We start from the raw sequence: 14,226 nt of genomic DNA on the forward strand, positions 1-14,226 counted from the left end.
GGCGATCACAAGTTGGCGTTGTAAGTAACTATACCGGGAAGGCGATCCCATATGATCGCTAACCCGGTGTGATTGCCCGGCAGCGTCACCCCTGCCTTGTTTCTTGCCCTCCTCATATAAAGAGAAGCAATAGGGGCGATAACTCTATGGTTACATCCAATAATACTACTCCTGCTAACACAACCAATGCTACTTTACCTGCTCGAACCCTTGCAGAAATTCGACAGGACTTCCCCATTCTTGCCCGCCAGGTCCATGGTAAGCCATTTGTTTATCTTGATAGTACAGCCAGTTCGCAGAAGCCCGCTTCGGTGCTCGCGTCGATGGATGAGTATTATCGGATGAGCAATGCCAATGTGCATCGTGGTGTCTATCTGGTCAGTGAAGAGGCGACCGCAGGCATGGAGAAGGCCCGCGTGAAGATCGCTCGCTTTATCAATGCCCGCCAGAGCAAACAAATTATTTTTACCCGTAATACCACCGAAAGCATCAATCTAGTTGCCCATACCTGGGGCAGTGCCAACATCTCTACAGGCGATCTGATTATTTTAACGGAAATGGAGCACCACAGTAATCTGGTCCCCTGGCAACTGCTAGCCCAGCGTAGCGGTGCCCGTTTAGAGTTCGTGCCTGTGACCGATGATGGCTTACTGCAACTGGATGTCTATGCCGACCTGTTACAGCAACAGCCGAAACTGGTGGCCTTTACCCACATGTCCAATGTGCTGGGTACGATTAATCCTATTCATGACATGATCGCTCAGGCGCATGCTGTCGGCGCGATTACGCTGGTAGATGCCGCGCAGAGCGTGCCACATCTGCCCGTGGATGTACAGGCATTGGATGTAGACTTCCTATGTTTTAGCGCGCATAAGATGCTCGGACCAACCGGTATCGGCGTGCTCTATGGCAAGAAGGCACTCCTGGAAGCCATGCCTCCATTTATGGGTGGTGGTGATATGATCCGTACCGTTAAGTTGCGCGAATCCACCTGGAACGACCTGCCCTGGAAATTTGAGGCTGGCACACCCGCTATCGCTGAGGCGATTGGCTTTGGGGCCGCCATCGATTACTTGAGCGCGCTGGTTATGGAGAATGTGCGCCAACATGAACGCGAAATCACCAGCTATGCCCTGCAAGCACTCAAAGCCGTACCCGACCTGACTATCTACGGACCAGATGCGGATCAGCGCGGTGGTGTCATCTCCTTTACGCTGGGCGATATTCATCCCCATGATCTGGCCTCGATCCTGGACCAGGAAGTTGGCGTGGCGATTCGGGCCGGCCATCACTGTGCCCAGCCATTGATGGAACGCTATAATCTGGCCGCCACCGCACGAGCCAGTTTTTATATCTACACATCCACACAAGAAGTTGATATATTAGTACAAGGATTGCAAAAAGCGCAACAAATCTTTCACTTTTAAAGATGAGAGAGAAAAAAAGGGGGCAGTTATCTATGTCGATGGACTATCGTGAATATATATTGGACCATTATCGAGATCCACGTAACTATGGAAAACTGGAGCATCCCGATGTGCACTGCGAGGATTCCAATCCTCTCTGTGGCGATCAACTGGGCATGGATCTACTGATAGAGGACGATCGGGTCACTGAAGTACGTTTCCAGGGACGTGGTTGTGCCATCAGTCAGGCATCCGCATCCATGTTATCTGAAATGATCGAAGGCAAAACACTCGAAGAAGTAATTGCCCTGGGAAAAGAAGATGTACTGGAAGCGCTGGGCATTCCTATTAGTCCTGCGCGCACCAAATGTGCCTTTTTAGGTCTGCGTGTCCTGCATCGTGGCCTGGCCATAGCGGGTCTGGAGCAACCACAAGAAGATGAAGATGAGTAGAGGCTAGAAGAAGCGAGTTATGTCCGAAGAGTTTTATAAAGTTGCCGAAGTTAGCGAACTGATCCAGGGCAAACTGTATCCAATCGAAGTTGATGGTGAACCCATCTGCCTGGTAAAACTTGAAGATGGTATTTACGCCTTTACCGACAACTGCACCCATATCAGCGGACCACTGAACCAGGGAGAATTTGATGGTTGCGCCATCACCTGTCCCTGGCATCTGGCCCGCTTTGATGTACGCAGCGGCAAAGTCCTCCGTGGTCCAGCGCGCCAGGACCTCTATACCTATACAGTAAAAGTTGACGGCGACTCAGTCTTCATCGGCTTGCCCCCCCTCGACGAATAAAAGGCAAGCGCAACCATGAGGAGAGGATCCTTACCACACAAACGACCCCGTAACTACGTCGCTTGTCTCAGAATGGTGACACCCATGCCGCTCATAATGCTGCAAAGAAATTCATCACACGCGACGTTAATTTGCATCTTCTACCAAACTTTAAAAGGTTTGCCAGACTTCAAAGGGTTTTGCCAGACTTCAAAGGGTTTTGCCAGACTTCAAAAGGTTTTATATTGTGTGTCGAAATTTGTGCGCAGCACAAATTTCGACACACAATATAAAACCCTGGTGGGTGCTTTAGCACCCGCGTATGGCTAAGTACTATGTTTCCTCGTTAGAGTGAAAAACGAACAGAGACGAGATGCTTATCTGGTAAAATGGGGAGTTGACAGTTATGGTAGAGCACCATACAATTTGCCTGAAGTATCGATTTTCTCGTCATTGAAAGGATGCTACATGCAAGGTCGCTCTCATCTTTTAGTTGGCCTCGCCGCAGGCGTAGTCATAGACAGTATATTCCATCTTAGTGGCCCACCTCTAACAGGCTCACACGATGTTTCATTAAATCTTCTGATCGATAAAGGCGTCTATTATTTCGCGGTGGGTCTGGGAGCACTGCTACCAGATATTGATAACGCACGTAGTACCTTAGGACAAAAGCTGGGCGTGATTAGTAAAGGTATCCAGAAGCTCGCGGGACATCGAACTTTTTTCCATAGCTTATTAGGACTGGCTTTTGGATCATTGCTTGCCATTGGTCTGGAACGAGTGGTAAGCTACCTCCTAGAGTTACGAGGCTATCAATTTCCAGCACAATTTATCACTGGCTCACATACCTTCTTCTTTGGGGTGCTGTTTGGTTGTATCTTCCATATAGCGGCGGATGCCCTGACGTTAGGTGGTGTGCCGTTGCTCTGGCCTTACAAACAACGCTACGGTTTTCCACCCAATTCCCATTGGCGTTTTCGGACTGGAAGCTGGCCGGAGTTCGTGATTGTGTGGGTGATTATGATTCTTGTTGCTGTAGGTGTCTATAATGCGGTGATAGCGATTTAGCGCTAGCATCGGTGAAGGCATATATCACGCTGAACCATTTGGGCCATAAGGACACGTTGGTTGAGGTCCCAAATAATTCAGATTGAGGCATGTCTGCGTATATATGAGATGAAGATGATAAAACGTTTTAGTTCTAGTTCATACTTTTCATTCCTGTCACAAAAACGTCTTGCCTGGTTATTGCTGCTATTGATGGTAATTGCCTATATCTTGATATTGGGTGATCAATCAATTTTGCGCTATGATGTCTTTAAGGCTACGGGTTTTGACCTGGGAAATATGGATCAGGCGACCTGGAATACGCTGCATGGCCATCTGTTTGAATTTACCAATCGCTCTGATAACTGGTATGGCGCGCCAATTCGGCTGGCCCAGCATGTTGAGCCGATCTTTTTGTTGCTGGCTGGTCTGTATGCGCTTGGCTCTGATCCACGTATCCTGCTGATCTTTCAGACCCTGATGCTGGCGGCCGGTGCGCTACCGGTCTTCTTATTGACCCGTAAATCGCTACCAACACTCCCGCTGTTAGCTCCTTTGATGGCGCTTGGCTATCTATTAGCGCCAGCGGTGCTGGGTGAAAATATCTTTGACTTTCATCCACTTACACTTGTCACTCCGCTCCTCCTCTATGCTGTACTGGCCCTGACCTATCGGCGCCATGTCTGGTTCGTCATCCTCTGTATATTGGTTGCGAGCTGTAAAGAGGATATGGGCGCGGTAGTCGCCTTGCTGGCCTTGCTGGCTATCTGGAAGTATCGCATTCCGCGTCTGGGCACGGCCGTTTTTATTGGTGGTCTGGTCTGGACCCTGCTGGCCTTTCTGGTGATCAAACCCCACTTCAACGTAGGAGCGCAGCAGGACAATTACTGGTATCGCTATGAAGCCCTGGGACCAACACCAGCGGCGGCAGTCGTCAATATTTTAAGCCATCCATGGATTATCTTTGGCGTCCTGGTGACGCTGGACCGTGTCTATTATCTGGCCGGCTTATTGCGCAGTACTGGCTTCCTGGCCTTGCTGGCACCCGAGTGGCTGATCCCCACCCTTCCATCCCTGGCGATCAACCTGTTAGCCTCAGAATCGTTCCAACATAACGGTGTTTATCATTATCATGCCGCAATCATCCCATTTGTTATTATCGCGGCCATTCATGGTACGCGACGACTCTATTTCTACTGGTATGGTTTACGCGAAGAGAGCACTGAACAAGAGCTTTATCGTGAAGACGCGGTACTGGGCCGCACAACCTATGCTGACGGCAAGCCGCTTCCCGGTAGTGTTGCACTCTTCAATTTTCTGCGTTCAAGCGCCGTTCGCCTGCTAAACTGGTTCAGACACGGCTGGAAGATCCTGTCAACGCGCTTACAACTGGCTCGTGTGCGAGTCGGCTGGCAGCATCGACGCCAACTCCTGCAAGAGCGCATGAAAAATCTGGCACGCTGGCTTTCAGCATCAGGATTGCAAGGAGTCCTCTCCATCTGGTTTGTATGTATGATCGTGTTAAATATTGTTGTGATCTGGCCATTACTGAACAGCTTTCTCGCTGACCATCGTCCTGGTCCACGTGAGCAACATATTCAGCAACTCCTGGACATGATCCCGGCGGATGCTGTCGTTTCGGCGGGAGGCAATATCAATCCACACCTGACCGAGAGACGCTATGTGACAGTGTTTCCTGAACTTACTGTCGCAACCCTTACGCGTGGTCAGGATAAAATGGTAGATTATGTAATCGTCGATTTAGACAATGCTTCTCCAGAAAACAAAAGTTATTCAGATAACTTTTTGGATGTATTAAATCAGATACAGCGCACGGGAGAATTTAAGCCTGTTGCGCAGGCCGATGGAGTTATACTCTTAGTAAGAGAGAAACCATAGCGCAGCGGTAAAAAAGAATGTTATAATTCTGACAAGATCGGTGTGCTATAGAAAGCAAACGTGAACGCTGCTAGCTTTTCTGGCTGTGTTCACATAATAAAATGACGTGTTATGAGAGGATTGCAGGATGCGCAATAATCCATATCCAGACGAACCAAATCGTGTCCCACCGACTGACGTGTTACCGCAGCGTGAGCGCATGGCAGATCTACCGCCGAGAGCTGTGCCAGCGCCGTTGCCTGCATCGACACAAGAAACGGTGCAGGAAGTAGAGAATGCAGAGACACGCCAGGAAGAAGCTCGCACGGTTCGTTATGCCATTGGAAAACTCAACGATTTCCTCCAATGGTTTCTCGTGGTACTAGAAGTGACCCTGGTCATTCGTTTTTTCTTAAAATTGATCGGAGCCCTTCAGACGAATCTCTTTGTCGGGTTTTTATATTCATTAACCGATATCGCGATGTTTCCATTTGCCACCATTGTCAATCCACTCAAGATTAGTCAGGCCCAGGAATTTGAGTGGTCAACTTTGATCGCGATGCTCATTTATTGGCTTATCTTCTGGGCGGTACGCCGCTTCTTGAGTATTCTCATTTCCAGCCCGGAAGAGCCTACAAGCTAAATAATGGACTTTTCTTTGTTTTTTAGATCTTGGGGGTATGGAGTATGGTTGGTAGCGACCATACTCCATACCCCTAATTTCTTCTGCCTTGCTTTCTGATCGGCTAGTTTTTTTGATACAATCATAATAGTAGTGCTAGCAGCATTTATTTTTCCAGTAGTGTGTGGTTGTGTAGTTGTGATCTCCTCCAGTAGTAATGTTGTGCAGTAGTGATGTTGTGCAGTCGCAGAGAAAGTACCTCCGTATGTCCATACACCATCAATTTAACATGTACCGTTCTTCTCTTGTGCTAACATTAGTTGCCTTTATTTCTATTGGCAGCGTTGGCAACAGCTTATGGCGTGGTTCTGTGCCATCAGTACACGCAATGAGTCCTATCAACCAGATTTTCGAGCAGGCCTTCTCTGAGTTTGATGTACCGGTCCCAATCCTGAAGGCAGTATGTTATCTGGAAGGTGGTTTAAGCAATCATAATGGCATCGCCAGCGCTGATAACGGTTATGGTTGTATGCATCTGACAGAGAACGCTGAGCATACCACGCTGGCTCAGGCCGCGCAGGATTTAAACGTCGACAAGGCAGTGCTTAAGACCGATCTAGCCACCAATATTCGTGGGGGAGCCGCCGTTTTGCGGGATTATAAACGCCTCCTCTCTGGATCCGCTTCTGTTTCCAGCGGACTTGACTCCTGGTCTACCGTACTGGGTGCTTATAGTGGAGCCTCCGCCCCTGATGTGGAGCAGATGTACGCGGATGCCGTCTACAAAATCATACAAGAAGGATTCGTGGCAACCGCGGAAGCTGGCGATCGGGTTACTTTATCCCCACAAGCAGTGCAGCCGCGCCCGATGCATCTGACGCAGATTGAGCACAAATATGCAGGTTCCCAGCCGCTGGTGCAACCATTTCAGGAGGAGGCGCTCCCTGGGGGATGTAAACGGAATGGGCAAACGGATTATCCTGGTGCCATCAATTGTATTGTGAATGCCAAAACATTTGAGTGTAGCAAGGTACCCGATAAAGCTCCATGCACGTATGAAAGCGCCAAACGACCAGAAAAATATTCACTTCCATTTGTCGCTATCCATGATATTGAAGGGCCTGCCATCAGCGCGCTCAAAATCATGCACAACGTAAAAAGCGAGGTCAGTGTGCACTATATTGTGGATAGTAATGGTACTGTCTATCAGGTCGTTCATGAGACTGATATTGCTTATCATCTAGGAAATTATTGGTATAACCAACACTCGATTGGTATTGAACATTCTGGTTATGCTGCGACAGGCTACCGTTGGTATAATGCAACCCAGTATCTGGCCTCGGCAAAACTAACGGCCTATCTCCTGAAGAAATACCATATTCCATTGGATCGATCACACGTCATTGGACATGGAGATGTTCCTGCTCCAATGCTCTCCGTGGCACCCAATCATGTTGATCCCGGCCCTTACTGGCTCTGGGGCTACTACTTCAAATTGATCAATGCCGCGGGCGTCCCGTATCCCAACAAATGGGCGCGCGCTACCAATATTATTACAATCAGCCCACCTTCAGATCGTTTCCTCACGGGCCTGAATGGCCGCGAGACGAGCGACAATCACAATTTTTTCTCCGTCTATAGTGGTCCCAGTACGCGTTCTGCTCTTGCGGCCCCGCCGGGAGATCACACTGGTACTGATGAAGTAAACAATGTTGGAACAGGCATAAGCTATGCGTATACAAATTTCACTTTTGACAAGGCGGGTACGGGATATGGCATGTACCAGATCTGGTATGGCCTGGAAACCCATCTACGTGACAGGAAATCCAGTCATCTTGCTACTGCCCGGCAGGTCTGGTTGGCGGTCCCACCTGACTCGCTCAATAATGGTGGCAATGGCATAGTGGTCGCACTTAATGATGATAGTAAAGTCTATAGTAAACCAGACAGTGACAAAAAATATCAGCTTGGGGATGCGCCTGATGGAGCCACCTTCGTGGCAGGCCTCAAAGTTCAAGGTGAGGATGATGATTGGTATGAAATCAATTATAATCATCGTCAGGCCTGGATACCAGCATCAAATGTTGATGTTTAAGTAGGACCGTATGCGGACGCACTGTGTCTGAACGTAGCCATAAAAATGAACTTAATCTATCACACCCGCTGGCAATGTGATATACTTTTTGCTACCAGGAGGTGCATTTTGGACGACTTGAGTATCTTCAGCGGGAACGCAAACCGTCCGCTAGCGGCAGCTATATGTCGACATCTGCGCATTCCACTTGGTGATGCAGATGTGTTTCAATTTAGCAACGAAAACATTTTCGTCAAGATTAATGAGAACGTACGCGGTCGCGATGTTTTTGTCATTCAGCCATTCAGTACGCCCGTCAATCGTTCTATTATGGAATTATTGATCATGCTGGACGCTTTGAAGCGTGCTTCGGCGGCACGCATTACGGCAGTCATTCCATACTATGCGTATGGACGTACAGACAAGAAAGATCAGCCGCGTGTTCCGATTACGGCTCGCTTGATCGCAGATTGTATTACTGTTGCTGGCGCGGATCGGGTCCTGACTATGGATATGCATGCCGGACAGATCCAGGGCTTTTTTAATATACCTGTCGATGAGTTGACGGCCCAGATAACCCAGGCACGCTATTTTGCCGATAAAAATCTGCAAAATTTCATTGTCGTCTCAGCGGACGAAGGCTTTGCCAAAAAAGCTCGTAAACTGGCTGATCGCTTGGATGCTCCCCTGGCAATTGTAGAGAAGCGTCGTCTGGGAAACAATGGTCAGACAGAAGCGATGGGTATTATTGGTAATGTTGAAGGTCGGAATGCCCTGATCGTCGACGATGAGATTGATACCGCGGGCTCCTTAAGTCAGGCGGTACGTGTAGTGCGTGAGAATGGGGCACTCGATATCTATTGCTGTGCAACCCATGGCATTTTCTCAGGATCGGCTATTGAACGCCTGAACAAGGCACCGATCAAAGAGATCGTGATCACCGATTCCATTCCATCTCCAAAACCGGATGAACTGGCTAATCTTACCGTGCTTTCTGTGGCCGAGCTCATTGCTGGCACCATTAGCCGTATCCACGATGGCCGTTCAGTCTCTGAATTGTTCTGGTAGTAGTGCTAAGGTAGCTGTATATTCGTAAGGAACGCTATTTTTTTCCTCTTCCGGATGATGTATATCGCTGGTTCATGCTGTCCCAGACCGCTCCTATCTAGCCTTGGGATCACGTGAACACATAGTGCAAGGGATAATTGCTGTAATGCCCTCGGCAGGGAGAATCCTGCACCCTTGAGACACCTGGGATTGCGCAGGTGATACATGTTATAATAGCCACGCGCAGCGTCAGCTTACAGTGAGCTCGCATGGCCAAGTCTAAAAAAGCCAATCGTGAAGGCCGCTTGATTGCGGCTACCTATGCTCACACGATTGAAATACATTGAATTTTCTTGCACCAGGAAAGGGTGGAGGGGCATTTATGAAGCCGCTAGTTGCTATTGTTGGCCGACCAAACGTCGGCAAATCCACATTTTTTAATCGTATGATTGGCGAGCGCCTCGCTATTGTTGAAGACATGCCAGGTACCACCCGTGATCGTTTGTATGGTGATACTGATTGGAATGGACGTGAGTTTACGCTGATCGATACCGGCGGTCTGGAATTGAGTTCTGGTCTTCCTGTTGGTCATGTGGGACTGAATGGCCAGCCGGGCGATCTGATGGATCACGTGATGTCTCAGGCGCAATTGGCCATTGATGAGGCTGATGTGATTGTGTTTATGGTGGATGCTCGCTCTGGTATCACGGCCGCAGATGAAGATGTGGCCCAGAAGTTGCGTCATACCGAGAAACCTGTGATTATCGCCGCCAATAAAGCCGATAATAAAGATCGTCGTATGGACGCGGTTGAGTTCTACACCCTGGGACTGGGTGAGCCAATTGTGATCTCTTCTATTCAGGGTGTGGGTACCGGTGATCTGCTGGACCGTATTGTGGAAGAGTTGCCACCCGCTGATGAGTCGGATGATGAGTCAGATGAGGATATTATCCGTATCTCGATCGTTGGTCGCCCAAACGTCGGAAAATCCTCGTTGCTGAACGCTATTACGGGCTCGAATCGCTCGATTGTCAGCAATGTTCCAGGCACAACTCGTGACGCGATCGATACCAACTTTGAGTTTGAGGGCAAGAAGATCCGGCTGGTTGATACCGCTGGTATTCGTCGCCGTGGCCGTATCGGAGTTGGAGTCGAAAAGTATAGCGTCCTGCGCTCTGAGCGTGCGCTTGAGCGTAGTGATGTGGCGATCCTGATGCTCGATGCCACCGAAGGCCTGGCCGCTCAGGATACCCACATTGCTGGAGCTATCCACGAGAATAGCAAGGGCGTGATTGTTGTCGTCAATAAATGGGACTTGGCCCAGGAGCAGCGCAAAGCCGAGCGTGAAGGTGTCTACGCCCATCCTGATGATGAAATCAACAGTGCTGACGAGTATCGCGATATCCTGGCCGAAGGACTCAAGTTTATTCCTTACGCGCCAATCCTGTTTGCCTCCGCTAAAACCGGCTATCATGTCAAATCAATTCTGGAAGCGGCCGTCAAAATCGCCGAGATGCGCTATCTGCGTGTGCCAACGGCCCGCCTCAACGAAATCGTCCAGGAAGCCACACGCCGCCATAGTCCCACTGTGCTCAAGCACAAGCCTTTAAAGATCTTCTACGCTACTCAGGCACGTGTCAATCCGCCAACCTTTGTCTTTTTTGTGAATGACACCGAAGCTGTCCACTTCTCATACGAGCGCTACCTGGAGAATCGGCTGCGCGAAGCATTCAGCTTCCGAGGAACGGCTATCCGCCTGCAATTCAGGCCACGCTCCAAAAAAGAGCTCGACGAACGACGCTAAAACCCGCACTCGTTCCCTGGCGGGAACTTGCATGTTCATAATGTGGGGCGAAAAGGTGCTGAGCACCTTTTTCGCCCCACATTATGAACAGATTGAGTGTCCCTGATGGTGCTCTTGATAGTATGATCACATCGCTTAAAAACATATTATAAGTAGATCGTGCAAAAAGGTGCTGAGCACCTTTTTCGCCCCACATTATAAACAGATTGGTATCCCTGATGGTGCTCTTGATAGTATGATCACATCGCTTAAAAACATATTATAAGTAGATCGTGCAAAAAGGTGCTCAGCACCTTTTTGCACGATCTACTTATAATATGCAAGTCCCCGTCAGGGGACGAGTGTGCCGAGCACAAAAAACCACCTCCTATCCCTTCACCAGAGCAAAAAAAAATGCCACTACAACCGTAGGGCTTTTTATTGCGTATTATTGATGTACACTTCTAAAGTGAACAACATATTCATGCAATAAATATAGAACTATGTTATTCGGCATGCTGCAATTGTCACGAATACTCCTATATGCTATAGTGGACATGTAACGGACAGAGGAGTCTCCTGCTTGGGTGAGGTAATTTAATATGCATTTAAAACTGACTGCTGCTGATAAAACTGATGTTGGGAAACAACGTGAACAGAATGAGGACTATGCTTATAAACGTGTAGAATCCTCAGAAGATGGTGATCGCGGCTTATTTGTTGTGGCTGACGGCATGGGAGGCTATAAGGCAGGAGAGGTGGCGAGCAGATTGGCCGTGGAGACAATCAGTAAAGCGTTAGACTTTTTCTTCAAACCTGTACATGACCAACCCACCATCAAACTAGAAAAATCAGCCCTTGATCCCAAAAATACAGCTAAAATGAATTCTACTCCCGAAAATGTATCCGCTAAGCAAAAGACCCAGAAATTGCCTGAAACGCAAGCGGTCTCTTTAATCGGAGATCAACTAGAGGCAGCTATTCAGCAAGCCAACAAAGCTATTGTTGATTATGGTGATAAAAAGTCATCGGCCCGAGGTCTGGGTAGTACCGTCACGGCAGCATTAATTCAAAATAATCAGGCGTATATCGCCAACGTTGGAGACAGTCGTACGTATCTATTACGAGGAAACAATTTAACTCCTGTCACCAGAGACCATTCGCTGGTTGCGCGTTTAGTCGAATCAAAGCAAATCGAAGCAGAAGATGTCTACACCCACCCGCAACGCAACTTGATTTATCGCTCGCTAGGAGCGGGCCATAAACACGTAGAAGTAGATATATTCCATGAAGTGCTTCAACCTGGAGACAAGTTACTCTTGTGTTCTGATGGATTATGGGAAATGATACGGCACCAGGATCTGCTCAAAGCGCTTGGAGAGCAGAATAGTCCGCAAGTTATTTGCGACACACTAATCGACCTGGCAAATGCCAACGGAGGAGAAGACAACATCTCCGCGATTGTTGTGCATGTAAGTGCCCTCTAAGTATCCTGAGCGCTTTTGGAGAAAATGTTTGTATGGCTCTCCCAATAGGTACTGTCCTTGACGGAAAATTTAAAATTGTGCAGATTCTTGGCGAAGGTGGTATGGGCACCGTCTATAAAGTTGAACAGATTGGAACCCCGCCAGGTACTCCTCCCTATTATTATGCCGTCAAAGAACTGCTCATTAGTCCCAACACAAGCGAAGAAGATCGCAAAGCGGCCATTGACCGCTTCAATAAAGAAATTGCCCTGTTACGGGGATTGAAACATCCACGTATTGCCGCCTTAATGCTTCCCTTTCAGGAGCGAGGCAATTACTACTTTGTCATGGAGTTTGTGCCTGGTCGTAGTCTGGAGAAAATTCTAGAGACGAGTCGAGGCCCATTGCCAGAGGAACAGGTAATTAGATGGATGGTCCAGGTCTGTGAAGCTCTGACCTATATTCATACACGGAATCCACCCATCATTTTGCGCGACTTAAAGCCGGGAAACATCATGGTTGCGCAAGATGACGAGGTGCAGTTGATCGATTTCGGTATAGCACGCCGTTTCGATCCGAATAAGCGCACGAATACCGAAAATCTCGGGACCATCTCATATGCCTCACCCGAGCATTTAGGATCGATTACGATGCCAGGTCAGCGTCGCTCAGCTCAGAATCCGGGGAAGTTAGTTCAGACAGATGCACGCTCAGATATATATTCTCTGGGTGCAACTATGTATCACTTATTGACTAACTACGAACCTGATCCTATTCAGACCCCACCGCAGGGCAGTGTGCTGGCGAAAAATCCCCGTCTAAAAACGGTTCAATTGGGAAATAAAGTCATATGTCCTGTAGAACAGGTCATTATTAAGGCGATGCAACAGGATCCTGCACAGCGTTTTCAAAGTGCTGAGGCAATGCGGGTCGCATTAATACAATGTTTGCCGCAAGTTGCCGCACCCTCAACGGTTCAGATTCCCGCACTTTCACCGAATTCAACCATTATTGTGCCAACCGCCATTGGTGTAGGAGGCGGAGGAATCATTTGTCCCAAGTGCGGCTTTCAAAATCGGCCGGGGGCAAAATTTTGTAAGCGTGATGGTCAGCCATTAGTGCAGGGTGCCACGATCGCGCCCCCGCAGATTCGTGCGCAACCTGTGCGCTCGGGTATTCAGGCACGACCGGTACAATCGCCATCAATTAAAGCGCGACCGGTACAATCGCAACCAATTAAAGCGCGACCGGTGCAATCGAATGGCAGCGTGCCAGCCAGGACCGTCCAGCCGATTCGGGCGCGTCCGGTCACCACGCCAGCGGCCACCGATCCTATGGTTGCTTATCGTGCTGGTCTACAGGCGCTGGCCCAAAAAAACTATGTGGAAGCTATTCGTCAATTCAAACTATCGCAAAGTCAGGGTGCGTCCGCTTATGACTCTCTCTACAATCTAGGACGCGCTTACCGACAATATGGGCAATCAGTACGTGAAACCAATCAAACGCTCTTTACTGAAAATATGAAGCATGCCGCTGAATATTTTGAGGAAGCCTTGCGTATAAAATCTGATGCTATGGATGCTCGTTTCCAATTAGGTATGTGTTATCGAGACCTGGCTCTGTATCCTTTAGCACTGGCAGCCTTCAAAAAGGCGCAGGCAACTGCCCCGGATGATCCTGCCGTGTATTATCAACTGGGATTAGTCACCTCGGAACAAGGCCTGACCAGCGAGGCTGTAGGCTACTTCAAACGAGGATTGGAGATCAACCCGGATCATGCGTTAATCCTGGTAGCGCTGGGGCGTATCTATATGGATATGAAAAACCAGCTACCGGCGGCGATCACCTCTTTGCGGAATGCCACACAGATTGATCCCGCTTTATGGGAAGCCTGGTATGAGCTAGGGCGTGCCCATATGAGGGAAAAGGAATGGAACTATGCTTTAAGCGCTCTTCGTCGGGCGCAGCAAGTAAATCCACGTTCCGCTTCCATCTATAGCGCGATGGCAACATGTTTTTCCAATTTGAAAAAGAAATCGGATGCCAGGCAAATGGTGAACGAGGCGCTACTGCGTGATCCAAAGAATGCCGAAGCTATCCGTTTACAAAAACAACTTTAGAAGGAG

Annotated in this window: 11 protein-coding genes; all 11 read left to right on the plus strand. The window is 48.7% G+C overall.

Annotated elements, in window-relative coordinates; all coding sequences use genetic code 11:
- The first annotated feature begins 146 nt into the window (after nucleotides 1-146).
- Nucleotides 147-1,427 (plus strand): cysteine desulfurase, encoded by a 1,281-nt coding sequence (locus EL633_RS10850; RefSeq protein WP_126627193.1) that lies wholly within the window; start codon nucleotides 147-149, stop codon nucleotides 1,425-1,427.
- A gap of 32 nt (nucleotides 1,428-1,459) precedes the next feature.
- A complete protein-coding gene (sufU, locus tag EL633_RS10855; RefSeq protein WP_126627194.1) occupies nucleotides 1,460-1,858 on the plus strand; it encodes a Fe-S cluster assembly sulfur transfer protein SufU in 399 nt (132 codons plus the stop codon).
- 19 nt (nucleotides 1,859-1,877) lie between these two features.
- Nucleotides 1,878-2,204 carry a Rieske (2Fe-2S) protein gene (locus tag EL633_RS10860; RefSeq protein ID WP_126627195.1) on the plus strand — a complete coding sequence of 109 codons (327 nt, stop codon included), beginning with the start codon at nucleotides 1,878-1,880 and terminating at the stop codon, nucleotides 2,202-2,204.
- Between the two features lie 447 nt (nucleotides 2,205-2,651).
- Nucleotides 2,652-3,251: a metal-dependent hydrolase gene (locus tag EL633_RS10865; RefSeq protein WP_126627196.1), complete on the plus strand. Its 600-nt coding sequence runs from the start codon at nucleotides 2,652-2,654 to the stop codon at nucleotides 3,249-3,251.
- Nucleotides 3,252-3,365: 114 nt separating this feature from the next.
- Entirely contained in the window at nucleotides 3,366-5,129 is a 1,764-nt protein-coding gene (locus EL633_RS10870) for a DUF2079 domain-containing protein (RefSeq protein ID WP_161982075.1), read from the plus strand.
- 127 nt (nucleotides 5,130-5,256) lie between these two features.
- Nucleotides 5,257-5,751, plus strand: coding sequence for a YggT family protein (locus EL633_RS10875; protein ID WP_126627198.1), 495 nt, complete (start codon nucleotides 5,257-5,259; stop codon nucleotides 5,749-5,751).
- 349 nt (nucleotides 5,752-6,100) lie between these two features.
- Nucleotides 6,101-7,825: an N-acetylmuramoyl-L-alanine amidase gene (locus EL633_RS10880; protein ID WP_161982076.1), complete on the plus strand. Its 1,725-nt coding sequence runs from the start codon at nucleotides 6,101-6,103 to the stop codon at nucleotides 7,823-7,825.
- Between the two features lie 45 nt (nucleotides 7,826-7,870).
- Nucleotides 7,871-8,872, plus strand: a complete 1,002-nt coding sequence (locus tag EL633_RS10885; protein WP_126627200.1) for a ribose-phosphate diphosphokinase — start codon at nucleotides 7,871-7,873, stop codon at nucleotides 8,870-8,872.
- A gap of 361 nt (nucleotides 8,873-9,233) precedes the next feature.
- Nucleotides 9,234-10,655, plus strand: coding sequence for a ribosome biogenesis GTPase Der (gene der, locus EL633_RS10890; protein WP_126627201.1), 1,422 nt, complete (start codon nucleotides 9,234-9,236; stop codon nucleotides 10,653-10,655).
- Between the two features lie 581 nt (nucleotides 10,656-11,236).
- Nucleotides 11,237-12,121, plus strand: a complete 885-nt coding sequence (locus tag EL633_RS10895) for a PP2C family protein-serine/threonine phosphatase (protein ID WP_126627202.1) — start codon at nucleotides 11,237-11,239, stop codon at nucleotides 12,119-12,121.
- 32 nt (nucleotides 12,122-12,153) lie between these two features.
- On the plus strand, nucleotides 12,154-14,220 hold the full coding sequence (locus EL633_RS10900; RefSeq protein ID WP_126627203.1) for a protein kinase domain-containing protein: 2,067 nt from the start codon (nucleotides 12,154-12,156) through the stop codon (nucleotides 14,218-14,220).
- Nucleotides 14,221-14,226 lie beyond the last annotated feature (6 nt).

The organism is Dictyobacter alpinus, assembly GCF_003967575.1.
GTDB lineage: Bacteria > Chloroflexota > Ktedonobacteria > Ktedonobacterales > Ktedonobacteraceae > Dictyobacter > Dictyobacter alpinus.

Excerpts from the sequence above, each read along its gene's own strand:
- der (WP_126627201.1), top strand. The coding sequence starts at position 9,234 with ATGAAGCCGCTAGTTGCTATTGTTGGCCGACCAAACGTCGGCAAATCC.
- sufU (WP_126627194.1), top strand. The coding sequence starts at position 1,460 with ATGTCGATGGACTATCGTGAATATATATTGGACCATTATCGAGATCCA.
- EL633_RS10885 (WP_126627200.1), top strand. The coding sequence starts at position 7,871 with ATGAACTTAATCTATCACACCCGCTGGCAATGTGATATACTTTTTGCT.
- EL633_RS10895 (WP_126627202.1), top strand. The coding sequence starts at position 11,237 with ATGCATTTAAAACTGACTGCTGCTGATAAAACTGATGTTGGGAAACAA.
- EL633_RS10870 (WP_161982075.1), top strand. The coding sequence starts at position 3,366 with ATGATAAAACGTTTTAGTTCTAGTTCATACTTTTCATTCCTGTCACAA.
- EL633_RS10865 (WP_126627196.1), top strand. The coding sequence starts at position 2,652 with ATGCAAGGTCGCTCTCATCTTTTAGTTGGCCTCGCCGCAGGCGTAGTC.
- EL633_RS10850 (WP_126627193.1), top strand. The coding sequence starts at position 147 with ATGGTTACATCCAATAATACTACTCCTGCTAACACAACCAATGCTACT.
- EL633_RS10900 (WP_126627203.1), top strand. The coding sequence starts at position 12,154 with ATGGCTCTCCCAATAGGTACTGTCCTTGACGGAAAATTTAAAATTGTG.
- EL633_RS10875 (WP_126627198.1), top strand. The coding sequence starts at position 5,257 with ATGCGCAATAATCCATATCCAGACGAACCAAATCGTGTCCCACCGACT.
- EL633_RS10860 (WP_126627195.1), top strand. The coding sequence starts at position 1,878 with ATGTCCGAAGAGTTTTATAAAGTTGCCGAAGTTAGCGAACTGATCCAG.